28 protein-coding genes and 3 pseudogenes are annotated in these 26,879 nt (G+C 71.2%); 14 read left to right on the forward strand and 17 right to left on the reverse strand.

Annotated features, from left to right (window positions below):
- Positions 1–10: 10 nt before the first annotated feature.
- On the reverse strand, positions 11–268 hold the full coding sequence (locus QFZ74_RS02735) for a hypothetical protein (protein WP_307619171.1): 258 nt from the start codon (positions 266–268) through the stop codon (positions 11–13).
- On the opposite strand from QFZ74_RS02735, the gene QFZ74_RS02740 reads away from it, so the two are divergent.
- From QFZ74_RS02740 to QFZ74_RS02750, 3 genes are all read left to right on the forward strand, one after another.
- Complete coding sequence (locus tag QFZ74_RS02740) at positions 249–1,073, forward strand: alpha/beta fold hydrolase (protein WP_307619172.1); 825 nt, start codon at positions 249–251, stop codon at positions 1,071–1,073. The genes QFZ74_RS02735 and QFZ74_RS02740 overlap by 20 nt on opposite strands.
- A gap of 147 nt (positions 1,074–1,220) precedes the next feature.
- Positions 1,221–1,706, forward strand: a complete 486-nt coding sequence (locus QFZ74_RS02745; RefSeq protein WP_307619173.1) for a TetR/AcrR family transcriptional regulator — start codon at positions 1,221–1,223, stop codon at positions 1,704–1,706.
- A complete protein-coding gene (locus QFZ74_RS02750; RefSeq protein WP_373462462.1) occupies positions 1,676–1,900 on the forward strand; it encodes a hypothetical protein in 225 nt (74 codons plus the stop codon). Before QFZ74_RS02745 ends, QFZ74_RS02750 begins: the two co-directional genes overlap by 31 nt.
- 212 nt (positions 1,901–2,112) lie before the next feature.
- Here the strand turns inward: QFZ74_RS02750 and QFZ74_RS02755 are convergent, their stop codons facing one another.
- The 4 genes and pseudogenes from QFZ74_RS02755 to QFZ74_RS02770 form a co-directional block, all read right to left on the reverse strand.
- Positions 2,113–2,490 carry an alcohol dehydrogenase catalytic domain-containing protein gene (locus QFZ74_RS02755; protein ID WP_373462337.1) on the reverse strand — a complete coding sequence of 126 codons (378 nt, stop codon included), beginning with the start codon at positions 2,488–2,490 and terminating at the stop codon, positions 2,113–2,115.
- Entirely contained in the window at positions 2,487–3,395 is a 909-nt protein-coding gene (locus tag QFZ74_RS02760; protein WP_307619175.1) for an oxygenase MpaB family protein, read from the reverse strand. Before QFZ74_RS02760 ends, QFZ74_RS02755 begins: the two co-directional genes overlap by 4 nt.
- Positions 3,392–3,624 (reverse strand): annotated as a pseudogene (locus tag QFZ74_RS02765) (acyl-CoA dehydrogenase family protein); the annotation flags it as partial. The gene QFZ74_RS02760 and the pseudogene QFZ74_RS02765, both read right to left, overlap by 4 nt.
- A gap of 84 nt (positions 3,625–3,708) precedes the next feature.
- Positions 3,709–4,041, reverse strand: a pseudogene (locus QFZ74_RS02770) (AMP-binding protein); the annotation flags it as partial.
- A 59-nt stretch (positions 4,042–4,100) separates the two neighbouring features.
- On the opposite strand from QFZ74_RS02770, the gene QFZ74_RS02775 reads away from it, so the two are divergent.
- Both QFZ74_RS02775 and QFZ74_RS02780 read left to right on the forward strand, forming a co-directional pair.
- Entirely contained in the window at positions 4,101–4,442 is a 342-nt protein-coding gene (locus tag QFZ74_RS02775) for a hypothetical protein (RefSeq protein WP_307619176.1), read from the forward strand.
- Between the two features lie 58 nt (positions 4,443–4,500).
- Entirely contained in the window at positions 4,501–5,181 is a 681-nt protein-coding gene (locus QFZ74_RS02780) for a TetR/AcrR family transcriptional regulator (protein WP_307619177.1), read from the forward strand.
- 4 nt (positions 5,182–5,185) lie between these two features.
- Here QFZ74_RS02780 and QFZ74_RS02785 read toward each other — a convergent pair whose 3' ends face one another.
- The gene (locus QFZ74_RS02785) at positions 5,186–5,821 is read right to left on the reverse strand and encodes a TetR/AcrR family transcriptional regulator (protein ID WP_307619178.1); all 636 of its coding nucleotides are present in this window, start codon (positions 5,819–5,821) and stop codon (positions 5,186–5,188) included.
- Between the two features lie 145 nt (positions 5,822–5,966).
- On the opposite strand from QFZ74_RS02785, the gene QFZ74_RS02790 reads away from it, so the two are divergent.
- From QFZ74_RS02790 to QFZ74_RS02805, 4 genes are read left to right on the forward strand one after another with little or no spacing between them, the layout of a single operon-like run.
- On the forward strand, positions 5,967–6,797 hold the full coding sequence (locus QFZ74_RS02790; protein ID WP_307619179.1) for an enoyl-CoA hydratase-related protein: 831 nt from the start codon (positions 5,967–5,969) through the stop codon (positions 6,795–6,797).
- A complete protein-coding gene (locus QFZ74_RS02795) occupies positions 6,782–7,972 on the forward strand; it encodes a thiolase family protein (protein ID WP_307619180.1) in 1,191 nt (396 codons plus the stop codon). Before QFZ74_RS02790 ends, QFZ74_RS02795 begins: the two co-directional genes overlap by 16 nt.
- A 16-nt stretch (positions 7,973–7,988) precedes the next feature.
- On the forward strand, positions 7,989–8,390 hold the full coding sequence (locus QFZ74_RS02800) for a Zn-ribbon domain-containing OB-fold protein (RefSeq protein ID WP_307619181.1): 402 nt from the start codon (positions 7,989–7,991) through the stop codon (positions 8,388–8,390).
- A gap of 39 nt (positions 8,391–8,429) precedes the next feature.
- Positions 8,430–9,587 carry a CoA transferase gene (locus QFZ74_RS02805; protein ID WP_307619182.1) on the forward strand — a complete coding sequence of 386 codons (1,158 nt, stop codon included), beginning with the start codon at positions 8,430–8,432 and terminating at the stop codon, positions 9,585–9,587.
- Positions 9,588–9,663: 76 nt separating this feature from the next.
- Here the strand turns inward: QFZ74_RS02805 and QFZ74_RS02810 are convergent, their stop codons facing one another.
- The 8 genes and pseudogenes from QFZ74_RS02810 to QFZ74_RS02845 form a co-directional block, all read right to left on the reverse strand.
- A complete protein-coding gene (locus QFZ74_RS02810) occupies positions 9,664–10,758 on the reverse strand; it encodes an NAD(P)-dependent alcohol dehydrogenase (RefSeq protein ID WP_307619183.1) in 1,095 nt (364 codons plus the stop codon).
- Positions 10,759–10,988: 230 nt separating this feature from the next.
- Positions 10,989–11,117: a hypothetical protein gene (locus tag QFZ74_RS02815; protein ID WP_307624323.1), complete on the reverse strand. Its 129-nt coding sequence runs from the start codon at positions 11,115–11,117 to the stop codon at positions 10,989–10,991.
- A gap of 19 nt (positions 11,118–11,136) precedes the next feature.
- Positions 11,137–11,382 (reverse strand): annotated as a pseudogene (locus tag QFZ74_RS02820) (DUF2236 domain-containing protein); the annotation flags it as partial.
- Entirely contained in the window at positions 11,382–12,545 is a 1,164-nt protein-coding gene (locus tag QFZ74_RS02825; RefSeq protein ID WP_307619184.1) for an acyl-CoA dehydrogenase family protein, read from the reverse strand. The pseudogene QFZ74_RS02820 and the gene QFZ74_RS02825, both read right to left, overlap by 1 nt.
- Positions 12,546–12,564: 19 nt before the next feature.
- Positions 12,565–13,611, reverse strand: coding sequence for an LLM class F420-dependent oxidoreductase (locus QFZ74_RS02830; protein WP_307619185.1), 1,047 nt, complete (start codon positions 13,609–13,611; stop codon positions 12,565–12,567).
- Complete coding sequence (locus QFZ74_RS02835; protein ID WP_307619186.1) at positions 13,608–14,825, reverse strand: CaiB/BaiF CoA-transferase family protein; 1,218 nt, start codon at positions 14,823–14,825, stop codon at positions 13,608–13,610. Before QFZ74_RS02835 ends, QFZ74_RS02830 begins: the two co-directional genes overlap by 4 nt.
- Positions 14,822–16,537 carry a long-chain fatty acid--CoA ligase gene (locus tag QFZ74_RS02840; RefSeq protein WP_307619187.1) on the reverse strand — a complete coding sequence of 572 codons (1,716 nt, stop codon included), beginning with the start codon at positions 16,535–16,537 and terminating at the stop codon, positions 14,822–14,824. The genes QFZ74_RS02835 and QFZ74_RS02840 overlap by 4 nt, the downstream gene beginning before the upstream one ends.
- The gene (locus QFZ74_RS02845) at positions 16,534–17,733 is read right to left on the reverse strand and encodes an acyl-CoA dehydrogenase family protein (RefSeq protein WP_307619188.1); all 1,200 of its coding nucleotides are present in this window, start codon (positions 17,731–17,733) and stop codon (positions 16,534–16,536) included. Before QFZ74_RS02845 ends, QFZ74_RS02840 begins: the two co-directional genes overlap by 4 nt.
- A 255-nt stretch (positions 17,734–17,988) precedes the next feature.
- Here QFZ74_RS02845 and QFZ74_RS02850 point away from each other — a divergent pair, with 255 nt between their 5' ends.
- The 4 genes from QFZ74_RS02850 (at position 17,989) to QFZ74_RS02865 (ending at position 22,336) form a co-directional block, all read left to right on the forward strand.
- Entirely contained in the window at positions 17,989–18,771 is a 783-nt protein-coding gene (locus QFZ74_RS02850; RefSeq protein ID WP_307619189.1) for a crotonase/enoyl-CoA hydratase family protein, read from the forward strand.
- Between the two features lie 94 nt (positions 18,772–18,865).
- Positions 18,866–20,032 (forward strand): acetyl-CoA C-acyltransferase, encoded by a 1,167-nt coding sequence (locus QFZ74_RS02855; protein WP_307624028.1) that lies wholly within the window; start codon positions 18,866–18,868, stop codon positions 20,030–20,032.
- 37 nt (positions 20,033–20,069) lie between these two features.
- A complete protein-coding gene (locus QFZ74_RS02860; RefSeq protein WP_307619190.1) occupies positions 20,070–20,837 on the forward strand; it encodes a 3-hydroxyacyl-CoA dehydrogenase in 768 nt (255 codons plus the stop codon).
- Positions 20,838–20,881: 44 nt separating this feature from the next.
- Complete coding sequence (locus tag QFZ74_RS02865) at positions 20,882–22,336, forward strand: aldehyde dehydrogenase (RefSeq protein WP_307619191.1); 1,455 nt, start codon at positions 20,882–20,884, stop codon at positions 22,334–22,336.
- A 61-nt stretch (positions 22,337–22,397) separates the two neighbouring features.
- On the opposite strand, the gene QFZ74_RS02870 is transcribed toward QFZ74_RS02865, so the two are convergent.
- Entirely contained in the window at positions 22,398–22,820 is a 423-nt protein-coding gene (locus QFZ74_RS02870) for a secondary thiamine-phosphate synthase enzyme YjbQ (protein ID WP_307619192.1), read from the reverse strand.
- A gap of 119 nt (positions 22,821–22,939) precedes the next feature.
- On the opposite strand from QFZ74_RS02870, the gene QFZ74_RS02875 reads away from it, so the two are divergent.
- Entirely contained in the window at positions 22,940–24,052 is a 1,113-nt protein-coding gene (locus QFZ74_RS02875; RefSeq protein ID WP_307619193.1) for an NAD(P)-binding domain-containing protein, read from the forward strand.
- Positions 24,053–24,095: 43 nt separating this feature from the next.
- On the opposite strand, the gene mltG is transcribed toward QFZ74_RS02875, so the two are convergent.
- Positions 24,096–25,004: an endolytic transglycosylase MltG gene (gene mltG / locus QFZ74_RS02880; protein ID WP_307619194.1), complete on the reverse strand. Its 909-nt coding sequence runs from the start codon at positions 25,002–25,004 to the stop codon at positions 24,096–24,098.
- 43 nt (positions 25,005–25,047) lie between these two features.
- Entirely contained in the window at positions 25,048–26,850 is a 1,803-nt protein-coding gene (locus QFZ74_RS02885; RefSeq protein WP_307619195.1) for an ABC transporter ATP-binding protein, read from the reverse strand.
- Positions 26,851–26,879: the final 29 nt, after the last annotated feature.

Consider the following 26,879-nt stretch of genomic DNA (forward strand, 5'->3'; position numbering starts at 1 on the left):
GGGCGCAGCCTCAGCGGTAGGTGAGCAGCCCTGGGGGCAGCAGGGCGCCGCCCGAAGTCACGGCGACGGCACCGTTGCCCCGGCCGAGTGCGGTGGACAGCCCGGTCAGCGCGGCTGCGATCGGTGACAGCGGGCCGCTCCACGACCCGCGCGGGCCCCTCCCCCGCCTTCCGCGACCACCGTCCTCCACCCCTATGCTCTGCTGCCACCCGAAGGCGAAGCCGCCTCCGAGCGTGAAGGAGCCGCACATGCCCACCGTCGACGTCAACGGTGCGTCCATCTTCTACACCGACACCGGCGCTCCTCCCGGAAATCCCGACGCACCCGCCGTCGTCTTCGGCCACGGACTGCTCTTCAGCGGCTGGATGTTCCACCCTCAGGTCGAGGCGCTCCGCCGGGAGTACCGGTGTGTGACCCTGGACTGGCGCGGCCAGGGCGACACACCCGCCACGCGCTCCGGGTACGACATGGACACCCTCACCGCCGACGCCGTCGCACTGATCGGACGTCTCGGCCTCGGGCCGGTCCACTACGTCGGCCTCTCGATGGGCGGTTTCGTGGGCCAACGCATCGCGGCCCGCCACGGCGAACTGCTCCGATCCCTCACCCTGCTCGACACGAGCGCGGACGAGGAGGACCCCGGCAAGGCCGGCGAGTACCGCCTGCTGGCCAACGTCTACCGGATCGCGGGGGTCCGGCCGACCCTGGGGAAGGTGAAGGCCGCCATGTTCGGTCCCGCCTTCCTCGGCTCCGAGGCAAGCGGGACCGTCATCGACGAGTGGATACGACGCCTGCGACGCTGCGAACGGTCAGGCATACGCAAGGCCGTGCTCGGGGTCGTCCACCGCCCGCCCGTCCACGACGAGCTCGCCCGCGTGTCCGTACCCACGCTGGTCGCCGTCGGAGCCGACGACGTGGCCACACCGCACGCCAACGCTGAACGCATCGCAAACGCCATCACCGGGGCCCGCCTGGAGGTCATAGCGGACTCAGGACACAGCAGCACCCTCGAACAGCCGGAAGCCCTGAGCACGTTGATCCGCGGTTTCGTGACATCGGCCGACCACGGCTGAGCGCAGCCGGGGTCGACCGGCCGCCGTCGCCGCGCGCCAGCGAGCCATCGACCTCGCGGGGCGCGAGGGAATGACGCACTGAGTTTCTACTTAGCGTTCGTTAGAATACAGTCCACAACCTGGCGACAGCGGCGGAGGAGCAGGCAAGTGGCGGCGAAAGCGACTGGCGAGGCCAAGCAGCGCGCGACTTCCGACGCCGAGGTGCGGATCGACGACTGGCGCGCGTTCGCACCGCTCGAGCTGCACCCGATCCTGGCGGCCGCCCTGGAGGAGTTCCGTGAGCACGGGTACCACGGGACATCCGTGCGGGACGTCGCACGCCGGGCCGGGGTCAGCCTGCCGATGATCTACTACCGGTTCGACAACAAGCAAGGGCTGCTCGTGGCGCTGCTCGAGGGCGCGATGAGCGAGGTGCTGCGGCGGGCACGACTGGCCGACGCGGAGGCCGAGGGCCGGGTGCTGGAGCGGTTCGCCCATGTCGTCGAGTGCGTCGTGCTGCACATGACCCACCGGGCGGCCACGGCCGGGCTCGACGCCGAACTGCGCTACCTGGAGCCCGGCAACCGGAAGAAGTACGCGGCCCTGCGGAAGAACTGGAGGAACTGCTCCTGGAGATCGTCGAAGAGGGCGTGACCGAGGGACTGTTCGAGGTGGACAGTGCCCCCGACACCACGCGGGCGCTGCTCGGCATGTGTCAGGCGGTGAGCGGCTGGTACCGCACCGACGGATCGCTGCCGCCCGAGGAGATCGCCGATCGCTATGTGGCGATCTCGCTGCGCACCGTCGGGGCGCGGGTCAGGCCCGCTCCGCGCGGCCGGGCGAAGTAAGCCTTCGAGGCATCTCCAGGACACCACTTCGGCGCGGTCAACTCCCCTGCGCCGTGGCCCTGTTCATTCCGGCCAGGATCGTGTCCTCCAGTTCGTTCGAGATAAGTGTCCGCACGGGCGCGGGCCTTCTCCGCATGGAGACCGGCGCCGCGTCGACGACATCGACGGCGGCCCGATCCAACGCGGCCGTCGCACCCAGGCGGAGTGTCAGTTCACGCCCCGTCCGGGCGCGTACCGGGCGCGTTCAGCTCGCCGAGCCGCGCGCGGTACGCGATGCGTCGCAGTACGCGATGCGTCCCGCCCGGCAGTGCTCGCACGCGCCGCAGTGCCGGTAGCTGAGCACCACCCGGCCGCCCCGGTCGGATCCCGGTGACGCCCGGGCCGGTCTCCTCGACGATGCCCGCACCTTCGTGGCCGAGGACATACGGACCGCGCCCGTACGACAGCACGGACCGGTAGTGCGGGTCGGTGTGGCAGACGCCGCTCGCCACCATCCGGACGAGCACTTCGCGCCCGGGCGTGGGGCGGCGAGCGTGACGCGCTCCAGGGCGAACCGCCCGTCGAGAGAGGGCAGCGACGACGTCCCTCATGCCTCCGATTCCTCGGCGGAGACGGCCGCGGCGTTGCCCGCGTGCGGCACCGGGCAGGAACCCGGCGCGAACGTGCCGAGTTCAGCGACGCGGTAACCGTCCTTGTAGCCCCGCACGTTGGGCGACCGACGGGCGGGGAAGGGCTTGCGGCGCGGGGGCAGCAGGCGCACCGCGCGTCCACGCAGGCGCAGTGCGCCGCGCGCCGCCGACCGCAGCAGCCGATGCGGGGGCCGGTAGCCGAAGGCCTTCAGCAGCGCATCGTCCATCAGACAGACCGACACGGCGCGCATGACCTTCCTGAGCGGGCCCGGATACCAGGAGGCGATCAGGACCAGCGTGGCATCGGAGACGGCCACCGCGCCCTCGTCGTAGGTGAAGTGTTCGCGCTCGTAAGCGTCGAGGAAGTACTCGAACTCCTCGTACGTCTCCGGGATGTCCTGGATGTTCATGTGCTTGCCCAGCGCCCGGTAGTAGTTGGTGAGCCCGCTGATCTCCTTCGGGCCGTGGGGGCGCCAGCCGTAGCTGTCCATCCAGCGCTTGGGGACGACGACGAAGGTGGCGAGCACGTAGCGGAAGTCGTCGTTGGAGATGTCGTAGCGGCGGTGCATCTGGTTCATGCGGCGCACCGCCTCACGGCCCTGCTGCGAGGCGAAGCCGTGTTCGACGATGGCGTCGAGGATCAGGACCGTGTCGTCGTACCGCTTCTGCGAGCGCTTCGTCAGTTCCGCGGTCTCGGCGAGGAGCCGGCCGATGCTCGGCACGGCGTAGGTACGGTAGAGGGCGAAGCCGAGGGCCTGGATGGTGTCCCAGGGGAACTCGTGGTAGACGGAGATGCGGTGGATCTCCTCGAAGTCCCTCTCGGGATCGAGGCGTTCGATGTGCCTCAGCCAGTGGTCGCGTTTCATCGGCCTGCCTTTCCGCTGCTCGCCAGGGACCGGCCGATGATCTCCTTCGTGATCTCGGTGGTCCCACCGTAGATGGTCTGGATGCGAGCGTCGAGGTAGGCTCGCCCGATCGGGTATTCCGCCATGTAGCCGTAGCCGCCGTGCAGTTGAAGCAGGCATCGACGGTCTTGGTCTGGAGTTCAATGGCCCACCACTTCGCCTTGGCCGCGTCGACGGCGGTGCGGTCGCCCATCGCCGCACCGCCGCCGCCCGAGACTCCGAGCGTGTGCAGCGCGATCGAACGGTGGCTGTAGGCGACGCCCTTGGGGTCGCCGGTGGTGCCGGTGGTGTAGCACAGGGCGGCGGCGGAACGTTCGTCGACCGTCGACCACGCGAAGCCGGGCCGCTCGTCGGCGACCAGGTCGTCCCAGCGGTGTACGGCGATGTGGTCGGGCAGATCCGGCAGTTCACCGTCACCGCTGACATCGCCGCTGGCGTCGCCGATGACCACGACGTGCCGGACGGTGCCGAGCCGCTCCCGGACCTGGCCGAGCAGGCCCAGCAGGGTGGAGTCCACCAGCAGGACGCGGTCCTCGGCGTGCTCGATGACGTAGCCGAGCTGGTCGGGGTGGAGGCGCAGGTTCAGGGTGTGCAGTACGGCGCCCATGGAGGCTGCACCTTCGCATCACCGATGCGTTCGTATCCAACCTCGAGGCCACCGACAGCGTGCGGAGCACCATCAGGGCCCTGCTGGACGCCCTGGAAGGCGACGCCGGTCTGCTCCGCGTTGTCTACGAGCAGCTGCCTCGCAGCGCCAATCCGCAGCGAGCCGAGTTCGTCCGGCGCATCGACGACCTCGTCACCACCGCGCTCCTGTTCCAGCACCAGCACCGTCCCGCCGCGAGGCCGGTGCATTCGGCCGCCTGGATCCTCGTGCGCACCATCGAGTCCGTGACGGTCGGCTACGTCCTCGATCCCCCACCGCTCGACCGTGAGTCGATCATCGACGAACTCACCCGACTCATCGAGGTGTACCTCACCCCCCTTCCACTCCCTGAGGCTACCTAGCGTTCGTTAGAATGCGGTCAGATGCCCGTCGACAGCGGTGGCGAGGAGTAATGGACTGATGGCGACGAAGGCGCCTCGCGCGGCCAAGCAGAACGCGACTCCCGGTTCCGGGGCACGGATCGACGACTGGCGCGTGTTCGCGCCACTCGACCTGCACCCGATCCTGGCGGCCGCCCTCGAGGAGTTCCGCGAGCACGGCTACCACGGGACGTCGGTGCGGGACGTCGCACGTCGGGCCGGGGTCAGTCTGCCGATGATCTACTACCGCTTCGACAACAAGCAGGGACTGCTCGTGGCGCTGCTCGAGGGCGCGATGGGCGAGGTGCTGCGGCGGGCGCGGGTGGCGGACGCGGAGGCCGAGGGCCGGGTGCTGGAGCGGTTCGCCCGCGTGGTCGAGTGCATCGTGCTGCACATGACTCACCGGGCGGCGACAGCCGTACTCGACGCCGAACTGCGCTATCTGGAACCGGACAACCGGAAACAGTACGCGGCGCTGCGGAAGGAACTGGAGGAGCTGCTCCTGGAGATCGTCGAAGAAGGCGTGACCCAGGGGCTGTTCGAGGTGGACAGCGCTCCCGACACCACACGGGCGCTGCTCGGCATGTGCCAGGCAGTGAGCGGCTGGTACCGCGCCGACGGGTCGCTGTCGCCCGAGGAGATCGCCGACCGCTATGTCGCGATCTCGCTGCGCACCGTGGGGGCTCGGGTGTGGCCCACTCCGCACGGCCGCGTGAAGTGAGCACTCAAGCCCCTCGACCTCCCTGCGCTGTCGCCCTGTTCATGCCGGCCAGGATCGTGTCGACGAGTTCGTCGAGGTAGTCGTCCGCGCGGGCACGGGCCTTGTCGCGCATCGAGACCGGTGTGACCGTGGCATGCATCATCGTGGCTCCGAAGAGGAGGTCCATGAGCACTGTCGGACTGCTTCCGGGTGGCAGGTCGCCCCGGTCCACGGCGTTGTGCACCAGGCGCCGGGCGGCGAGCACCGTCGGGCTGCCCTCGCGATGGCGGAAGCCGAAGACCTCGGGGTGGACGGTGGCGTCCACGACGCGGCGCATGAACGCGAGCCCAATGTCGCTCCAGAACATCTCCAGCATCTGCTGCGCGAGGCGGCGCAGATCGGCCCGTAGGTCCCCGGTGTCGATGTGAGTGTCGAGCACGATGCGCGCGTCGAGCGCCTCCCTCAGCAGGGTCTCCCGGTCGGGCCAGCGCAGGTACAGGGAGGCCTTGCCCACCCGGGCGCGGCGTGCGACGGCTCCGATCGAGAAGCCGTCCAGCCCGGCGTAGCCGTAGACCTGCACCGCCGCGTCGTAGACCCGGTCCTCGAAGTCCGGGTCCCGGGGCCGTCCGCGCTGCGCCCCCTCACCGGTCGTGGCGGCCATGTCCCGCTTCCTCCTGCCGGATAGATGCCTCTTGCACACAGTGGTTGTCCACGCCATCATGGCATCGCGATTTTGAGACCGATGCGGTCTGTATTTCGGGAGGGCTGCTGCCGGCCCTCCTGTCCCCACCTTCGGGAGTACGTCCATGAGCTCATCCGGTGCCGCCTCCACGCCGCCGCCCACGTCACCTCCGCCGCCCGCCGCTCTCACCGAGCGCCACGGGCACACGCTGCTGGTGACGCTGAACCGGCCTCACGTCATGAACGCCGTCGACGCCGCCCTCAGCGCCGCCGTCGGCGGCGCGCTGGAGGAGGCCGAGCACGATCCAGACGTGTGGGCCGTCGTCCTCACCGGCGCCGGGGACCGTGCCTTCTGCGCGGGCGCCGACCTGAAGGCACTGGCCCGCGGCGAGTCTCTGCACGCCCCCGGCCACCCGGAGTGGGGCTTCGCCGGCTATGTACGGCACGCCATCGGCAAGCCCACCATCGCCGCCGTCAACGGCCTCGCCCTCGGCGGAGGAACCGAGCTGACTCTGGCCAGCGATCTGGCCGTCGCCGCCGATACCGCCGCCTTCGGGCTGCCCGAGGTCTCGCGGGGCATCTTCGCCGCGGCGGGTGGCGTCTTCCGCCTCGCCCAGCAGCTGCCGCGCAAGGCCGCCATGGAGATGATCCTCACCGGCGAGCCCGTCACCGCCGCCCGCGCCCTCGAACTCGACCTGGTCAACCGGGTCGTGCCCGCCGCCGAGGTGGTGGACGCGGCCCTCGCCCTCGCCGAGCGGATCTGCGCCAACGCCCCGCTCGCCGTGCAGGCGAGCAAGCGCGTGGCCCTCGGCATCCTCGATGGCCGGATTCCCGACGAGGAGAGCGCGTGGGCGCACAGCGACCGTGAGATCCGCGCGCTCCTCGCCACCCACGACGCCCAAGAGGGCCCGCGCGCCTTCGCCGAGAAGAGGAGCCCGCAGTGGCAGGCCCGCTGACCGCACGTCCCGCACGCCGGCCCGCCATCGCGGGGCTCGGCATCACCGAGATGGGCCGCGTCTACGGCCGTAGCGCCGAGGACTTCGCCGCCGAGGCCGTCCGCCTCGCCGTCGCCGACGCGGGCCTGAGCCTCGCCGACGTCGACGGAATGCTGACCAACACCGGCCTGACCGGTGGCATGGGCCTCGGCCTCCAGCGCCGCCTCCAACTGCGCGACCTGCGGCTGTCGTCCGAGATCCAGGCATACGGCGCCTCGGCGGGCGCCATGGTGAGCTACGCGTCCATGGCAGTCCAGGCGGGCATGGCGGAGACGGTCGTCTGCGTCTTCGCCGACGCGCCCCTGACCGAGGGCAGGCGCAGCTCGGCCGCGTACGCGGGGCGGCGCGCCCCCGTCGGCTTCGACGCTCTGCTCCCGGCCGCCGGGCTCACCAGCGTCAACGCGCTCTACGCCCTCGCCGCCCGCCGCCACATGGAGACGTACGGCACGACCTCCGAGCAGCTCGGCGCCATCGCCGTGGCCCAGCGGCAGTGGGCGGCCAAGAACCCGCGCGCCCAGCTGCGCGACCCGATCACCCTGGACGACCACCAGAACTCCCGGTGGATCGCCGAGCCCCTGCGGCTGCTCGACTGCTGCCTGGTCAGCAACGGGGGCGTGGCCGTCGTCGTCACCACCGCCGAGCGCGCCGCCCACCTACCCAAACCGCCGGTGCACGTGCGCGGTTGGGCGCAGAGCCACCCCGGCTACCCCGAGCACCGCGACAGCGAACTGGGGCTGAGGAGCGGCGCCGCCCAGTCGGGTCCCGCCGCGCTGAAGATGGCGGGGCTGAGCATCGCGGACGTGACCGTGGCAGAACTGTACGACTGCTACACCTTCACCGCGCTGCTCTCGCTGGAGGACTACGGCTTCTGCGAGAAGGGCGAGGGCGGCCCGTTCGCGGCCTCCGGGGCGCTGGCTCCGGGCGGGGGAAGGCTGGCCGTGAACACCGGGGGCGGCCAGCTCTCCTCGTACTACATGTGGGGCATGACCCCGCTCTCCGAGGCCGTCATCCAGGCCCGGGGCAAGGGCGGTGAGCGGCAGGCGCCGGCCAACGACGTGGTTCTGGTCAGCGGCAACGGCGGCATCCTCGACCACCACTCGACGCTCGTCCTCAGCCCCCATGCCGACAACGACTGACCGCCGGGAGGTTCCTGTGCCCACCCACACCGTCACCCGTGACGACGCCTCGGCGCCGTTCTACGACGCCACCGCACGCGGCGAGTTGCTCCTGCGCCGCTGCGCGGACTGCCCCGCCTGGGCCGCGCCGCGCACGCTCACCTGTCCCTCCTGCGGCGGCGACCGGCTGAACTGGCAGGTCGCCTCCGGCTCCGCCGCGCTGGTCAGCTGGACCGTGGTGCACGGCCGTCCGGCCGCCGACGGAGGCGAAGTCCCACAGGCGATCGCCGCGTTGGTGGAGTCGGCGGAGGGGCCGTGGCTGCACGGCCGCCTCGTAGGCGCCGAGCCGGCCTCGCTCGCCGCCGGGCTGCCGCTGTCCCTCGCCTTCGAACGGCCCGGGGACGGTGAAGCCGTCCCTGTCTTCCGTCCCGTCGACTGATCGCCCTGTCGCCTGACCGTCTGCCCACAGGAGAGCCGCATGACCGACCACCCCCGCCCGCTGGACGGCTACCGCGTCCTCGACTTCACCCAGAACGTGGCCGGCCCGCTGGCCGGAACCGTCCTCGCCGACCTCGGCGCCGAGGTCGTCAAGATCGAGGCACCCGGCGGTGAGGCCGCCCGCCGCATCACCTCAACCACGCCCGGCCTGGAGCACATCGCGCCGTACTTCCTGCCGAACAACAGGGGCAAGAAGTCGGTGATGGTGGATTTGCGCACGGACGAGGGCCGGGAGCAGGTCCTCACCCTGGCCGACACCACTGACGTGATCCTCGACGCCTTCCGCCCCGGGGTTCTGGACCGCCTGGGCCTCGGGGCGAAGGCCGTCCAGGCGCGCAATCCGCGATGTGTCTACGCCTCACTCTCGGCGTACGGAGGTGACGGCGAGCAGGGGCGTCGCCCCGGCATCGACATCCTCGTCCAGGCCGAATCGGGCCTGATGACCGGGCTGACCACGGAGGACGGCCGCCCGCTGCCGGTCCGCTCCACCATCGTCGACGCGGCCAGCGGACATGTACTCGCGCAGGCGGTGCTCGCCGCGCTGCTGGGACGGGAGCGACACGGCACGGCGGACGTCGTCCGCGTCGCGATGTACGACGTGGCGTGCAGCCTCCAGTCGAACAGCCTGACCATGGCACTGAACTCCGCCGGCGTGTCCCGGCCGCCGTCCGACGGCCGCACCCCGTACGCCACCGCGCCCTCCGGCGTGTTCCCGGCCGCCGAGGGCACCTACCTGATGGTCGCCGCCTACGTCCCCAAGCACTGGTCGCTGCTCACCGAGCTCCTGGAGCGCCCCGACCTGGCCGCCGACCCGCGCTTCGCCGACCAGGCACAGCGCTCCCTGCACAACGCGGACCTCACCCGGGAACTGAGCGCGACCTTCGCCACCCGCACCGCCGCGGCCTGGGAGAAGCTGCTGCGCGACGCCGGGTTGATGGCGGCCAAGGTCAACAACTGGAGAGAGGCGGTCGCGTCCGAGGTCTTCGCCGAAAGCTCTCTCGCCGTCACGGTCACGGACGGCGCCCGGTCCGAGACAGTGGTGCGCACCCCGGCCCGGTACGCGGGCTTCGGTCCGGCGGGTGTCACACCCACGCCGCTGCCGGGTGAGCACAACGAGGAGCTGCTGAACCTCGGTTGAGCGCACGGCACATGCCGGAGCGGGCCCTGTCCTTGGGGGGACAAGGCCCGCTCTGCGCGCGTGACGCACGTGGCTGTCAGAAGACCAGGACCGGCTTGACCGTGACGCCCGAGTGAGAGTCGGCGACCGCGCGGTCGATGTCCGCGAAGGGGTAGGTCGTGATGATCTCTTCGAGTGGCAGCAGCCCCTTGGCGCGCATCCGGAGCAGGTACGGGATGAACTCCTGGGGGCGGGCATCACCCTCGATGCAGCCGCGCAGCGTCTTGCCGCACCGCATGATGTCATCGACGTCCACGGTGAGTTGGGGCTTGCCGAGGCCCACCAGGACGAGGACGCCGGCCCGGCCGAGAGCGAGGGCCGCATCGGCGATCACCGAGGGTACGCCGGAGGTGTCAAAGGCGTGCGAGGCGCCGCCGCCGGTCAACTCCCGTACCGCTGCGACGATATCGTCGGAGGCCGGGTCGAGTACGGCGGTCGCGCCCAGGCGAAGCGCCAGTTCACGCCGGCCCGGCACCGGGTCCACGGCGACGACGGTGCCCACCTCCTCGGCACGCGCGGCCATCAGCGCCGCGCACCCCACCGCGCCCGCCCCGTACACCACGAGGCTGGAACTCGGCTCCGGGCGCAGCACGTTGAGTACCGCGCCCACCCCCGTCTGCACCCCGCAGCCGAGCGGCGCGGCGGTCAGCAGGTCGGTGTCCGCGTCGACGACCACCGTGTTGTCGGCGGACGCGAGCACGTGCGTGGCGAAGCTGGACTGCCCGAAGAAGCCGCCCGTGACCCGCTTGCCGTCCTGGCGCAGGGTGTACGTGCCGTCCGGGCGCGGGCCCGGCGCGTTCAGCTCGCCGAGACGCGCGCAGTAGGCGGGACGCCCGGCCCGGCACTGGGCGCACGCGCCGCAGTGCCGGTAGCTCAGGACCACCCGGTCGCCTGGCCGGATGCCCGTGACACCGGAGCCGGTCTCCTCCACGATGCCCGTGCCCTCGTGACCGAGGACGTACGGTCCGCCCTCCGGCGGCAGCAGCGACCTGTAGTGCAGGTCGGTATGGCAGATGCCGCTCGCCACCATGCGGACGAGTACCTCGCCCTCGCCCGGGGTGTCGAGCGTGACACGCTCCAGTGCGAACGGCTTGTCCGGGTGATGGGAGAGGGCGGCGGTGATGTCCTTCATGCCTCTGGTCTGCCTTCCTGGGGTTCCTGGAGTTCCCTGGGGGCCCGCTCAGGGTCAGGGCGACGATGAGCTCTGCGGTGTCCTCGCTGGTGATCGTCCCGGTCGGCGGGACACGACCGTGGTTCCACGCGCTCATGTCGGAGTCCACATAACCGGGCAGGATCGCAGTCGCCGACACGCCGCCGGCCGACGCCGTGGTATTGACGGCCTCGCACAGCGCCGGATGCTCGTCACCATCCGCGCCCAAGAGCGGAGAGGCCGGCCCACACCAGCTCCGGCACGGAGTCGCCCGCGCCGGCGAAGCGCTCCCCCACCGTGACGCCTTGCAGATAGCGGGCGTGGACGCCCTCCGCGATCACTGCGATCTTGAAGTAGGCGTTCGACGACGGCGTCGAGGATGAGGACCGTGTCGTCGTACCGCTTCTGCGAACGCCCCGTCAGTTCCGCCGTCCTGGCGAGGAGCCGGCCGATACTGGGCACGGCGTAGGTGCGGTAGAGGGCGAAGCCGAGGGCCTGGACCGTGTCCCAGGGGAACTCGTGGTACACGGAGATGCGGTGTATCTCCTCGAAGTCCCGCGCCGGGTCGAGTCGTTCTATGTGCCTCAGCCAGTGGTCGCGGTTCATCAGCTCGCCTTTCCGCTGGTCCCCAGGGACCGTCCGATGATCTCCTTCATGATCTCGGTGGTCCCGCCGTAGATGGTCTGGATGCGGGCATCGAGGTAGGCGCGCGCGATGGGGTACTCGGTCATGTAGCCGTATCCGCCGTGGAGTTGCAGGCAGCGGTCGACGGTCTTCGTCTGGAGTTCGGTGGTCCACCACTTGGCCTTGGCCGCGTCGACGGCGGTCAGTGTGCCGTCATTGAGTGCTTCGATGGCGCGGTCGATGTAGACGCGGGTGACGTCGGACTGGGTGGTCAGCTCGGCAAGCAGGAACCGGCTGTGCTGGAAGTCGGCGACCGGCTTACCGAAGGCGGTGCGCTCGGTGCAGTACTCCAGGGTCTGTTCCAGTGCCGTCTCGGTGACGCACTGGGCCCACACCGCGATCGCCATGCGCTCGCGCGGCAGCCGCTCCATGAGGTGCATGAAGCCGCGCCCCTCGGTGCCCAGCAGGTTGGTGGCCGGCACGCGCACGGAGTCGAAGAACAGCTCCGCGGTGTCCTGGGCATGCAGGCCGATCTTGTCGAGCTTGCGGCCCCGGGTGAAGCCGGGCATCCCGCGTTCGACGACGAACAGGCTCATGCCGCGCGCCCCGGCGGCCGGGTCGGTGCGGGCGAGGACGATGACCAGGTCGGACTGGATGCCGTTGGTGATGAAGGTCTTGGCACCGTCGAGCACCCAGTGGTCGCCGTCGCGGACGGCCGTGGTGCGGATGCCCTGGAGGTCGCTTCCCGCGCCGGGCTCCGTCATCGCGATGGCGGAGACGGTCTCCCCCGTGCACATGCCGGGCACCCAGCACCGCTTCTGCTCCTCGGTGCCCAGGTCGAGCAGATACGGCAGCACGATGTCGTCGTGGACGCTGATCGCCGACTCCAGCGACGCGGCACCGATCCTGGCGAACTCCTCCATCATCACGGTGCGGTAGCGGAAGTCCGCCTGGCCGCCCCCGCCGTACCCCTCCGGGGCCGCGAGCCCCAGCAGACCCTGCTTGCCGGCGGCGGTCCACACCTCCCGGCCGATGAGGCGATCCGTCTCCCAGCGCTCCTGGTGCGGGACAACCTCGCGGGCGACGAACTCCCGTACGACGTCCCGGAAGTCCTCGTGGTCCTGGTCGTAGAGCGTGCGCTGCACGATGACTCTCCTCGAATGCTCAGATGTTCGCGCGGTCGAGCGCTTCGGCGACGGTGGCGAGCGTGGCCGCCTTCTCCTCGTAGGTGTCGCCGTACGGGATGACGGACAGGGTGGTGACCCCGCTCGCGGCGAAGGCGGCGAGGCGGTCGGCGATCCGGTCCACCGGTCCGAGCAGGCTGGTCTCGTCGATGAACCCGAACGGCATCTCGGTGGCCGCCGCCTTGGGGTCACCGGAGAGGTAGAGGTCCTGGACGGTCCGGACCTCCTTCTCGTAACCGAGCGCGCACGCCTGGGCGTTGTAGAAGTTCGTCTCCCGGCTTCCCATGCCGCCGACGTACAGCGCCGCGTAGTCGCGCACCCGGTCGGCGCAGGCGTCGAGGTCGTCCCCGACCGACACCGGCACGTTCGCGACGACGTCGAAGCCGTCGAGCCCGCGCTCGCCGCGTCCCTCGCGCAGCTGCGCGAGGTTGCCGTCCGCGTGGGACGGCGCGTGGAAGAGGGCCAACCAGCCGTCCGCGATCTCGCCGGCGAGCCGGATGTTGCGCGGCCCGACAGCCGCCAGATAGACGGGGATCTCCGCCCGGACGGGGTGGATGATCAGCTGGAGCGGCTTGCCTGGGCTGCCGTCGGGGCCTGACAGGGGCAGGGGGTAGTGCTCGCCCTCATGACGGAGTCGTTCGCGGTGTACGACGGCTCGTACGACGTCGATGTACTCGCGGGTGCGGGCCAGCGGCTTGGAGAACGCGACGCCGTGCCAGCCGGCCGAGACCTGCGGGCCCGAGACGCCGAGGCCGAGGTGGAAACGGCCCTCCGAGAGGGCGTCCAGGGTCGCGGCCGTCATACCGGTCATCGCCGGGGTGCGGGCCGGGATCTGCATCACCGCCGAGCCGAGGCCGATGCGCGTCGTCCGGGCGGCGAGCCAGGACAGCACGGTGACGGCGTCCGAGCCGTACGCCTCCGCCGCCCACACGACGTCGTAGCCGAGGCGTTCCGCCTCCAGGGCCAGCCGCAGCGGTTCGGCGCCGCCGTCGCGGCCCCAGTGGCCCATGCTCAGGCCCAGTCTCATCGCTTCTCTCCTGTGTTCTCACCGGTGTTCTCGCCTGTGTGCGGGTGCTGGACGACCGCTGCTGCGGCGAGCAGGTAGTCGGCTTCGTTCACGTCGACTCCCCAATCCGCGAGAGCGGTACGGCTGTCCTGCCCCGGCACCGGCGGCGGCCCCTGGATCTCCCCCGGCGTGCGCTCGAAGCGGGGCGCCGGCGCGGGCTGGCGCATCCCTCCCGACTCGGTGAAGACCGAACGGGCCGCGTTGTGCGGGTGGTTGTGGGCTTCCCAGGGACTCAGTACGGGGGCCACGCAGGCGTCGGTGTGCTCGAAGACGGCCGTCCACTCGTCGCGCGTGCGCTCCTTGAACACGGCGGCCAGCCACTGCCGTAGCTCGGGCCAGCGCACGCGGTCGTACTGCGCGGGCAGGTCCGGGTCGTCCGCCAGGCCGAGGCCGTCCAGGAGCTGGGCGTAGAACTTCTCCTCCAGCGGGCCGACCGCCACGTACCCGCCGTCGGCGGTCTCGTACGTCGTGTAGAAGGGCGCCCCGCCGTCGAGGAGGTTCTCGCCCCGGCCGCCCGGCCACTGGCCCGCCGCGCGCAGCCCGTGCAGCGCGGTGGTGAGCAGCGCGGCTCCGTCGGCCATGGCGGCGTCGACGACCTGGCCCCGGCCCGAACGCTCCCGTTCGTACAGCGCGGCGAGGACGCCCACCGCCAGCAGCATCCCTCCCCCGCCGAAGTCCCCGACGAGGTTCACCGGGGGCACCGGCGGCCGGTCGTGCGGGCCGATCAGGCCGAGGGCGCCGGAGACGGCGGCGTAGGTGATGTCGTGCCCGGCGCGCGGGGCGAGCGGTCCGGTCTGCCCCCAGCCGGTCATCCGCCCGTACACCAGACGCCGGTTGACGGCGCGGCAGTCCTCGGGCCCGATGCCCAGGCGCTCGGCGACGCCGGGGCGGAAGCCCTCCACCAGTACGTCCGCGGTGCTGGCGAGCCGTCTGACCAGGGCGGCGCCGTCGGGGTGCTTGAGGTCGACGGCGATCGAGCGCCGCCCGCGCGCCAGGGGGTCGGTGGAGCGGTACGTCTCCGGGTCGACGTCCGAGGCCCGGTCGACGCGCAGTACTTCCGCGCCGAGATCGGCGAGCAGGGTGCAGGCGAAGGGGGCCGGGGCCATGCTGGCGATCTCCAGCACGCGCAGACCGGCCAGCGGGCCGCACGCAGGCTGCCTTCGGGGGGTGCTCACGCGTCCGCCGTCCCATCGCTCTCGATGGGCAGCTCGCCGTCGTGGTACATCCGCCGCACGGCGCGCTTGTCATACTTGCCGACACTGGTCTTGGGGACCGCCTCCAGGAACGTCCAGCGCTCCGGGATCCACCATCGAGCCACCCGTCCCTCCAGGAACTCCCGCAGATCGGCGGGGGTGACGACGGCACCGTCGGCGAGGGCGACGACAGCCAGCGGGCGCTCGTCCCACGTGGGGTCGGGTACACCGACGACGGTGGCCTCGACCACGTCCGGGTGCTCGGCGATGGCGTTCTCCAGCTCGACCGTGGAGATCCACTCGCCGCCGCTCTTGATGCCGTCCTTGAGCCGGTCGCGTACGACGATCCAGCCGCCCGGCTCGATGATGCCGAGGTCTCCGGTGCGCAGCCAGCCGTCGTCGAACCTGTCGGGGGTGTTCTCGGTGTGCAGATAGGAACCGGTCACCCACGGCCCGCGCAGCTGGAGTTCGCCGACCGACTCCCCGTCCCAGGGCTGCTCGGCGCCGTCCATGCCCATGAGGCGGACGTCGACCAGTGGCATGACCCGGCCGCTCTTGACCAGCCAGTCGACGTCGTCGTCCCCGTTCTCGGCCGCCTGGCGCGGCGGGGCCGACCAGCTGGCGAGCGGGCTGGTCTCGGTCATGCCCCAGCCCTGGATGAGCTGGACGCCGTAGCGCTCCTTGAACGCGGCGATCAGGGCGCGTGAGGGGCTGGAGCCGCCGCAGCCGGCCAGCCGGACGGAGGAGAGGTCGAGAGGGTGCTCCTCACCGTGACGGAGGAGGCCGTTCCAGAGGGTGGGGACGGCAGCGACGGCGGTGGGATGTTCCTCGTTGATGATGCGGGCCAAGTCGGGGATGTGCAGGTGACGGCCGTTCATGATGAGGTCGGCACCGGCCAACCAGGCGGCGTACGGCCAGCCCCAGGCGTTGGCGTGGAACATCGGCACGATCGGCAGCACCCGGTCGCGGTCGCCCATCGCGGCGCCACCGCCGCCCGAGATGCCGAGCGTGTGCAGCACGATCGAACGGTGGCTGTACGCAACGCCCTTGGGGTCGCCGGTGGTGCCGGTGGTGTAGCACAGGGCGGCGGCGGAACGTTCGTCGACCGTCGGCCACGCGAAACCGGGCCGCTCGTCGGCGAGCAGGTCGTCCCAGCGGTGTACGGCGATGTGGCCGGGCAGATCCGGCAGTTCACCGTCACCGCTGACATCGCCGCTGACGTCGCCGCTGACATCGCCGCTGACATCGCCGCTGACATCGCCGCTGAAGTCGCCGATGACCACGACGTGCCGGACGGTGCCGAGCCGCTCCCGGACCTGGCCGAGCAGGCCCAGCAGGGTGGAGTCCACCAGCAGGACGCGGTCCTCGGCGTGCTCGATGACGTAGCCGAGCTGGTCGGGGTGGAGGCGCAGGTTCAGGGTGTGCAGGACGGCGCCCATGGAGGGGATCGCGAAGTAGGCGGCCAGGTGCTCGGGGGTGTTCCAGGCCAGGGTGGCGACGCGGTCGCCGCGACCGACGCCGAGCCGGGAGAGGGCGGCGGCCAGCAGCTCGGCCGTCTCGGCGGTCTCGGCGAAGGTTCCGTGCTCCGAGCCGTCCTGCGAGCAGCGCACCACGCGGCTGCTCGCGTGCACCCGCTGCCCGTGCCGCAGCAGGTCGCTGACCTGGAGTTCGCGGTCCATCATCGTGCTCTTCATCGGCCGGCTCCTTCGAATGTGCGCAGCGCCCGGCGGGCGATCGACCAGCGGTGGGTCTCGGACGGACCGTCGTAGATGCGGAAGGGGCGCACCTCGCGCAGGTACGCCGCCAGGGGAAGGTCTCCGGAGATGCCGAGCGCGCCGCACACCTGGACCGCGCGGTCGACGATCCGGCCGACGGCCTCGGCGGTGAAGGTCTTGGCCACGGACGACTCGTGCTTGCCGGAGCGACCCTGGCCTCCCAGGTCGAGGGTCCAGGCGGCCTCGCGGATCAGGGCGCGGGAGGCGGCGAGGTCGATCTCGTTGTCCGCCAACTGCTGCTGGACCATGCCCAGTTCGCCGAGCCGGCTGCCGAAGGCGGTGCGCTCGGCCGCATAGCCGAGGGCGAGGTCGTGCGCCCGGCGGGCGAGGCCGAGCCAGCGCATGCAGTGCGTGAGCCGGGCCGGGGCCAGCCGCACCTGCGCGTAGGCGAAACCCTTGTCGACCTCGCCGAGGACGGCGTCGTCACCGACCTCGCAGCCCTCCAGCTCGATTTCGCAGTGCCCGCCGGTGAATCCCTGGTCGAGACTCGGGACGTGCCGGACGATGCGGAACCCGGGGGTGTCCGCCGGTACGAGAAACATGGTCGCCGTCGGCTCCGTACCCGTGCTGGTCCGCGCCATGACGATGGCGAAGGCGGCTCCGTCGGCGCCGGTGATGAACCACTTGCGGCCGTCCAGCACCCAGCCGACGTCCGTCCGGCGGGCGACGGTGGTCAACTGTGAGGGGTCCGAACCGGCGCCCGGGGCTGGTTCGGTCATCGCGAAGCAGGACCGTACGTCCCCGGCTGCGAGCGGCTTCAGGAAGCGGTCGCGCTGTGTCGCGTCGGCGACCTTCTCCAGCAGCAGCATGTTGCCCTCGTCCGGCGCCGCGCAGTGCAGGGCGAGCGGGCCGAGCAGGCTGTACCCGGCCTCCTGCAGGATCACGGACTGCCCGCGCAGATCGAGGCCGAGGCCCCCGAGCTCCTTCGGGACGGTCGGGGCGAAGACCCCGGCATCACGGGCGCCCCGCTGGAGCGTGCGGCGCAGGGTGTCGTCGGGCGCGCCCGGCCCCCGCAGCATCTCCACCTCGGCGGGGAACACGGTTGCCCGGATGAACTCGGCGGTTCTCTCGCGGAGTTCATCGAGTTCGGGCTCAAGGGTGAAATCGATCGCCATGCGGTCCTCGCGGCTCTGGGAGAGGCGACTACTTAACGCTCGTTAGAAGCTAGGAGTGAGGCTGCATGAGGTCAATACGCCGGGTCTCGATTTTTGGTGTTCGGGTCCGCCCGGCACGCCCGGCGCCCGAAGCGCGACGAAGCGGTTATCCCGCATCACTCAACCGCTTGACGCGCCACCGCCATCGCCCTAACTTTCCTAACGTTCGTTAGATACGGCTGTGAGCAGTGCACAGCAAGCCAGGGAGGCGAGCCCATGCCGGACGGAGCACCGCCGGCCACGCTGGAACGGCGTGGCACCACCGCTCTGATCACCCTCAACCGACCTGATGCCCTGAACGCGGTGAACTCCGAGGTCTCCGCCGCCGTCGGCGCGGCCCTGGAGGAGTTCGCCGCCGACCCGGACCTGCGGGTCGCGGTGGTCACCGGTGCCGGGCGCGCCTTCTGCGCCGGCATGGACCTCAAGGAGGCGGCGGCCGGCCGGGACGTCCTGGATCCACGGCACCCCGAGTGGGGCTTCGCGGGCCTGGTCCGCCATCCGCTCGACAAGCCGCTGATCGCCGCCGTCAACGGCCCGGCGCTCGGCGGCGGCGCCGAGATCGTCCTCGCCTGCGACCTCGTCGTCGCCGACGAGAATGCCACGATCGGCCAGCCCGAGGTGCGCCACGGTCTCTTCCCGGCCGCCGGTGGTGTGCTGCGGCTCCAGCAGCGCGTTCCGCGCAACATCGCCCTGGAGATCGCCCTCACCGGCGCTCCCCTCGACGCCGCCACGGCCGCCCGCTGGGGCCTGGTCAACCGGGTCGCACCGGCCGGCAAGTCGGTCGACGTCGCCCTGGAGCTGGCCGAACAGGTGGCGGCCGGGGCGCCCCTGGCCCTGCGCGCCGTCAAGCACCTCATGACCTACGGCGAGAACGCCGACGAGGCGCGGGCCTGGGCGGAGAACGACCGCGTCTGGCAGGAGATCAGCGCGAGCCACGACGCGCTGGAAGGCCCGCGCGCGTTCACGGAGAAGCGTGCACCGCGCTGGACCGGCCGCTGATTCCGGCCTCACGAGCCCGGTCCCACAGGCCTCTGCCTCGCCAATCCCCTGGTGGCCAGTCGACTTGAGCAGTGAAGGAACCCGCATGCCCAGCATGAACGACGCCGTCATCGTCGACGTGGTGCGCACCGCGTCCGGCAAGGGCAAGCCCGGTGGCGCCCTGTCCGGCCACCACCCCGTCGACCTCCTGGCCACGGTGCTCGCCGCACTCGTCGAGCGCAACGGCCTCGACCCGGCCCTGGTCGACGACGTGATCGGCGGCTGTGTCTCGCAGTCCGGCGAACAGGCCCTCAACATCACCCGTACCGCGCTGCTGGCGGCCGGCTTCCCCGAGTCGGTGCCGGCGACGACCGTCGACCGGCAGTGCGGCTCCAGCCAGCAGGCGGGCCACTTCGCGGCGCAAGGCGTGCTGGCGGGGGCGTACGACATCGTGATCGCCTGCGGAGTGGAGTCGATGAGCCGGGTGCCGCTGGGCGCGAGCGCGGCCGGCGCCGACACCTCCGGTGAGGGGCTGCGCCGCCGTTACCCGGACGGCTTGATCCCGCAGGGGCTGTCCGCCGAACTCCTGGCAGTGCGTTGGAAGTTGGAGCGCGATGAGCTGGACGCCTTCGCCGCCCGCTCCCACCAGCGCGCCTCGGCGACCGCAGAAACGGGCGGCTTCGCGAACGAGATCATCCCGGTCGGCGGCCACACAGCGGACGAGACCGTCCGGGCGACGACCACCGCCGAGGGCCTGGCCGCGCTCAAGCCCGCGTTCACCGGGGTGCCCGGCGCCGAGCGTTTCCCGGAGATCGACTGGCGTATCACGCCCGGCAACTCCTCCCCGCTCACCGACGGCGCCTCCGCCGCCCTCATCATGAGCGCGGCCGCCGCCGAGCGTCTCGGTCTGCGCCCGCGGGCCCGCTTCCACTCCTTCGCGGTCACCGGCTCCGACCCGCTACTGATGCTCGACGGAGTCGTCCCGGCCACCCGCAAGGTCCTCGAACGCTCCGGGCTGTCCCTCGACGCCATAGACGCGTACGAGGTCAACGAGGCCTTCGCCCCCGTACCGCTGGTGTGGCAGCGGGAGTTCGGGGCCGACCCCGAGCGCCTGAACCCGCGCGGCGGCGCCATCGCCCTCGGTCACCCGCTCGGCGCTTCCGGTACGCGACTGCTCGCCACACTCGTGAACCACCTGGAGGCGACGGGCGGACGCTACGGTCTTCAGACCATGTGCGAGGGCGCCGGCATGGCCAACGCCACGATCACCGAACGACTCTGACGCCACGTCACTGATCTGTTTCAGGAGAACGTCAACCATGGACATCGCAGGTAGCGTCGCACTCATCACCGGTGGCGCCTCGGGCCTCGGCCTCGCCACGGCCCGACGGCTGCTCGACGCCGGAGCGTCGGTGGTACTCGCCGACCTTCCCTCCTCCGACGGCAAGGCGGTCGCCGCCGAACTGGGCGACCGGGCCGTCTTCGCACCCACCGACGTCACCTCGGAAGCCGACGTCGCCGCCGCCCTCGACGCGGCGTCGGCACTTGGCGAGCTGCGGATCGCCGTCAACTGCGCCGGCATCGGCACCGCCGCCCGCACCCTCGGCAAGAAGGGCCCCTTCCCCCTGGCCGACTTCACCCGCACCATCCAGATCAACCTCGTCGGCACCTTCAACGTCATCCGGCTGGCGGCTGAGCGCATGGCCGCGCAGGAGCCGGTCGCGGGCGGCGAGGAGCGCGGCATCATCGTCAACACCGCCTCCGTGGCGGCGTACGACGGACAGATCGGGCAGGCCGCGTACTCCGCTTCCAAGGGCGGCGTGGTCGGCCTCACGCTGCCCGTTGCCCGGGACCTGGCGAGCAGCCGCATCCGCGTCATGACCATCGCCCCGGGACTGTTCGAGACGCCGATGCTCGTCGGTCTGCCCGAGGAGGCGAAGGCCTCGCTCGGCGCGCAGGTCCCGCACCCCAGCCGCCTGGGCCGCCCCGCCGAGTACGCCGCCCTCGTCCAGCACATCGCCGAGAACCCGATGCTCAATGGCGAGGTAATCCGGCTCGACGGCGCCATCCGCATGGCTCCCCGCTGACACCCTCCCGCCTCACCGAGCCGACCAACCCCAGGGACACCGACATGGACACGTACACAGAGCACACCTCCCTCTACATCGACGGCGACCAACAACAGCCGCTCAGCACGGACACGTACACCGTCGTCTCGCCCTCCACCGAGGAGGAGATCGGCCGCGTACCCGTGGCGGGCGCGAAGGACGTCGACCTGGCGGTGGCCGCGGCCCGCCGCGCCCTCGACACCCCGGGCGCCGCCTGGGCCGCTTCGACCCCGGCCGAACGCGCTGACGTCATGGAGCGGTTCGCGGCCGCCATCGAGGCCCGCGCCGACGAACTGGGCCGCCTGGTCAGCCGTCAGAACGGCATGCCCATCGCGATGTCCCCGCTGGTCAACGCCTACAGCCCGGCCGCCATCCTGCGCTACTACGCGGGACTCGCCCGGACCCTGGAGTGGGAGGAGCGGCGCCCCTCCTTCACCGGCACCACCACCCTTGTACGCCGTGAACGGGTCGGTGTGGTGGCGGCGATCGTGCCGTGGAACTACCCTCAGGCCCTCGCGATGATGAAGATCGCCCCCGCACTGGCTGCGGGCTGCGCTGTCGTCCTCAAGCCCGCGCTGGAAACTTCCCTGGATGCTTACATCCTCGCCGAGGCCGCCGCCGAGGCGGGCCTTCCGCCCGGTGTGCTGAACATCGTGCCCGGCGGCCTCGAAGCGGGCGAGGCCCTGGTCGCGCACCCCGGTGTCGACAAGGTGGCCTTCACCGGCTCCACCCCGGCCGGCCGCGCCATCGCCGAGGTCTGCGGGCGGCTGCTGCGCCCCGTCACGCTGGAGCTGGGCGGCAAGTCCGCGGCCATCGTCCTGGACGACGCGGATCTCACGGCCGTCGCAGCGGGCCTGGCGGGCGCCTCCTTCGCCAACAACGGCCAGACCTGCTACCTCAGCACCCGCATCCTGGCCCCGGTCAGCCGCTACGACGAGGTCCTCGACGCGGTCTCCACTCTCGCCTCCAACCTCCCGGTCGGCGATCCGCTGGACCCGGCCACCGCCGTCGGCCCACTCGTCTCCGCCCGCCAGCGCGAGCGCGTCGAGGGCTACATCGCCTCCGCCCGTTCAGACGGGGCCCGTCTCACCGCGGGCGGCGGCCGCCCCGCGCACACCGAGCGCGGCTGGTACGTCGAACCGACGGTCTTCGGCGACGTACGCCCGGAGATGACCATCGCCCGCGAGGAAATCTTCGGCCCCGTCCTCACCGTCACTCCGTACGCCTCCGACGACGAGGCGGTGGCCCTCGCCAACGACTCCGAGTTCGGCCTCGGCGGCACCGTCTGGTCCGCCGACGAAGAGCGGGGCACGGCCATCGCCCGCCGGGTCCGCACCGGCACCATCGGCGTCAACGGCTACGGCCTGGACCTCCACTCCCCCTTCGGCGGCCGGGGCGCCAGCGGCCTGGGCCGCGAACTCGGCCCCGAGGGCCTCAGCGCCTACCTGGAGTGGAAGTCGGTCTACCTGCCGTCCTGAGCGGTGACGGCGGTGACGGCGGTGACGGCGGTGACGGCGGTGACGGCTCAACCGATGACGGTCAGCCGAGGAAGCCCAGCCGCACCTGACGGTTCGTATTGTCGACATTCGTGTCCACCAGACACACCGACTGCCACGTCCCCAGCTCCAGTTGCCCGCCCAGGACCGGCAGCGTCGCGTACGGGGGGACGATCGCCGGGAGGACGTGGTCGCGACCGTGGCCGGGGCTGCCGTGGCGGTGTTGCCAGCGGTCGTCGGCCGGGAGCAGGGTGTGCAGGGCGGTCAGGAGGTCGTCGTCGCTGCCGGCGCCGGTTTCGATCACGGCGATTCCGGCCGTCGCGTGCGGGACGAAGATGTTGAGGAGGCCGTCACGGCCGGACGCCGCCTCGCGCAGGAAGGCCTCGCAGTCGGCGGTGATGTCGACGACGCGCTCGCGGGAGCCGGTGGCGACGTTCAGCACTCGGGTGGTGAAGGAATCTGGCATGAGCCCATCCTGAACCATCCGCCCTGCTGAGCGGATCACCCTCCGCCTTCCGCTCCGCTGCCGTCACGCTCCTCGGCGGAGGCGGGAAGAGTGACGGCCACCCCTCTGTTAGTGGAGGCGTGAACAACATGCGCGAGGTCGAGGTGGTCGTCGTCGGCGCCGGGCAGGCAGGGCTGTCCAGCGCCTTTCATCTGCGGCGCGTCGGCTTCCGGCCCGATCGGGACTTCGTCGTGTTCGACCACTCCCCCGGCCCGGGCGGCGCCTGGCAGTTCCGGTGGCCGACGCTGACGTACGGCAAGGTCCACGGGATGCACGCGCTCCCGGGGATGGAGTTGGCCGGCGCCGATCCGGACCGGCCCTCCGCCGAGGTCATCGGCACGTACTTCGACACGTACGAGCGGACCTTCGAGCTGCGGGTACGGCGGCCCGTCGACGTGCGCGCGGTGCGTGAGGGGGAGGGTGGGCGGCTACTCGTGGAGACTTCGGACGGTACGTGGTCGACACGGGCGCTGATCAACGCCACCGGCACCTGGGACCGACCGTTCTGGCCGCGCTATCCGGGCCAGGAGACCTTCCTCGGGCGGCAGTCGCACACGGCCCAGTACGCCGGACCCGGGGAGTTCGCCGGGCAGCGGGTCATCGTGGTGGGCGGGGGCGCGTCCGGCACTCAGCATCTGCTGGAGATCGCCTCGTATGCGGCGCGGACCACCTGGGTCACGAGGCGGCCGCCCGTCTTCCGCGAGGGGCCGTTCGACGAGGGCGCGGGCCGGGCCGCGGTCGCGCTGGTCGAGGAACGGGTGCGGCAGGGACTGCCGCCCAGGAGCGTGGTCTCGGTCACCGGGCTACCCCTCACCGACGCCGTCCGGCAAGGGCTGGAGGACGGCGTGCTCCAGCGGCTGCCGATGTTCGATCGGATCACCCCGTATGGAGTGGAGTGGCGCGGGGTCGAGTCCGGCGGGCGTTCGGTCGAGGCGGGGCGACAGGTGGATGCCGACGTCATCCTCTGGGCAACCGGGTTCCGGGCGGCCCTCGATCACCTGACGCCGATGCGGCTGCGCGAACCGGGCGGGGGCATCCGGGTCGAAAGGACGCGCGTGGTCGCCGATCCGCGAATCCACCTGGTCGGTTACGGCCCCTCGGCGAGCACGGTCGGCGCCAACCGGGCCGGGCGCGCGGCCGTGACGGACATCAGGCGGTTGCTGGACAGGGGCACCGAGGCCGCCGCTGCGTGAGGCCGATGCCCGGTCGGACCGCTTCCGTGCCGCGCCGCACGCCTCACTTCGCCGGCTGAGGCGAACGCGGCGACGTCGACGTCGGGGACTGCGGCGCGGCCCCGCTCGGGCTCTGCTGCTGCGCACTGTTCTTCTGCTGGGCGGCGTTGAACTCCGCCACGTTGCGCTGGTGTTGCGCGTAGTCGGCGGTGAAGCGGGTGTCGCCCGGCTTGACGGTGACGAAGTACAGCCAGTCGCCGGGCGTCGGGTTGAGCGCGGCGTGCATGGCGTCCTCGCCCGGGTTGTCGATCGGGGTGGGCGGCAGCCCCATGCGCTGGTACGAGTTGTAGGGGCTGTCGATCTGTGTGTCGCTCAGGGTCGTTCTGAGGGCGTTGCGGTTGAGGGCGTAGTTGAGGGTGGAGTCCATCTGGAGCGGCATGCCGCGCTCCAGGCGGTTGAGGATGACCCGGGCCACCTTCCCCATCTCGGCCTTCGTGGTGGCCTCGGCCTGGACGACGCTCGCGATGGTGACGGCCTGGTAGGCGTTCATCGCGTCGCGCTGCGCTCCTGCCGCGACGGGAGCTGCGTCGAACTTCTTGTTGGCGGTGTCGACCATGAACTGGAGCACCGACTGCGGAGTCGCCTTCGCGTCGATCGGATACGTCGCCGGGAAGAGGTAACCCTCCGGGTTGCCCTCGGCCTCGTTCGGCAACTTCAGGGGGGACTTGCCGATGGACTTCCTGGTGGTGCCGGCGGGCAGCGCGAGCGCCTTGTCGATGGCGTCGTAGACCTGGCCGGACCGCCAGCCCTCGGGGATCACCAGAGACCTGGTCTCAGCGCCCCGTTCACCGCCCTGGCTCAGCAGTGGCACCGCCACGGCAGTGGCGGCAACGACGGCGCCGGTCACGACGAGGGCGAGCTTGCCCCGACGCGTCAGTCGAATCGTGCTCCGTGGCGGAGTGTTCATCTGCATGCGGGCACGTTAACCCTTTGATCACCTCAATCTCGGCATATCGTCAGCTTGTCTGCTCCAGTCGTGCGTCGCGGCGTACGAGGGCCGCGTACCGTCCGTCCAGCTCCAACAGCTCCTCGTGCGTGCCCCGTTCGGCCACCCGCCCGGAGTCGAGGACCACGATCTGGTCGGCTTCCCGGACCGTGGACAGGCGATGCGCGATGGTGAGCGTCGTCCGGTTGGCCGACAGCGCGTCGATGGCCTTCTGGACGGCCTGTTCCGTCCGGGTGTCGAGGGCGCTGGTCGCCTCGTCGAGGATGAGGACCGGCGGGTCGCGCAGGATCGTACGGGCTATCGCGAGGCGCTGCTTCTCCCCACCGGAGAAGCGGTGGCCGCGTTCGCCGACGACGGTGTCGTAGCCGTCGGGCAGTGCGGCGATGTGGTCGTGGATCTGGGCCGCCTGCGCCGCGGCGTACAGCTCTTCGTCGGTGGCGTCGGGCTTGGCGAAGCGGAGGTTGTCGGCGACCGAGGCGTGGAAGAGGTACGTCTCCTGCGAGACGACGCCGACCGCCCGGGCGAGGGTGTCGAAGTCGAGGTCGCGTACGTCGACGCCGTCGAGGGTGACGCGGCCGCCGGTGACGTCGTACAGCCGGGGCACCAGGCAGCCGAGCGTGGACTTGCCCGCGCCGGTCGTCCCGACGACGGCCAGGCCGGCTCCCGCGGGCACGGTGATGTCGATGCCGTCGAGGACCGGGTCACCCTTGCGGTCGTAGCGGAACTCGACGTCCTCGAAACGGACCTCACCCTTGACACGGTCCAGCCGGACGGGGCGTTCGCGCTCGGTGATGTCGACAGGCAGGTCGAGGTACTCGAAGATGCGCTGGAAGAGGGCGAGCGAGGTCTGGATCTGCACGCCGGTCGCCAGCAGGCTGACGGCGGGCCGGAACAGGCCCTGCTGGAGGGAGACGAAGGCGACCACCGTGCCGAGCGAGACCTCCGGTCCGCCGACCTGGAGGGCCAGTCCCGCGGTCCAGTAGATGACGGCGGGCATGGCGGCCATCACGATGGTGATCACGGCCATGCGCCAGCGGCCGGCCATGCTCGATCTCACTTCCAGGTCGACCAGTCGCTCGGACTCGTCGGCGAAGGATGCGGTGAGCGAGTCGGAGCGGCCCATCGTGCGGCCGAGCAGGATGCCGCTGACGGAGAGCGACTCGGTGACGGTGGCGGCCATCGCGGCCAGCTGTTTCTGGCGCTGGGTGGTGATCTTCTTGCGCTCGTTGCCGACGCGGCGGCTGATCCACACGAACGCCGGCAGCAGGAGCAGTGAGACGACGGTCAGCCGCCAGTCGAGGGCGATCATCGCGACGACGGTGGCGACCACGCTGGTGAGGTTGGAGACCAGGGAGGTGGCGGTGGACGTGACCGTGGCCTGCATGCCGCCGATGTCGTTGGCGATGCGGGACTGTACTTCGCCGGTGCGGGTGCGGGTGAAGAAGGCGAGCGACATGCGCTGGAGGCGCCCGTAGACGGCGGTGCGCAGGTCGTGCATGACGCGCTGGCCGACGGTCGTCGAGATCAGGGTCTGCAACACGCCGAAGACGCTGGTCAGGACGGCGCTCAGGATCATGCCGAGCGCGAGCAGGCTCAGCAGTCCGGTGCGGCCGTCGGGGATCGCGACGTCGAGGATCTCCTTGAGGAGGAACGGCGTGGCGACCGAGGCCAGCGACGAGGCGCCGACCAGCAGGCCGACGAGCGCGAGCCGACCGCGATAGGGGCGGAACAGGCTCAGGATGCGGCGCACCTGCCGGGGCCGCTCCTTGGCGTCGGGAGGCGGGGTCCAGGTGGGCTGGGGATCGGGGTGCATGGGCTCCTACGGATATGGGTGAGGTACGG

This window comes from Streptomyces sp. V3I7, assembly GCF_030817495.1.
Taxonomy (GTDB): Bacteria; Actinomycetota; Actinomycetes; order Streptomycetales; family Streptomycetaceae; genus Streptomyces.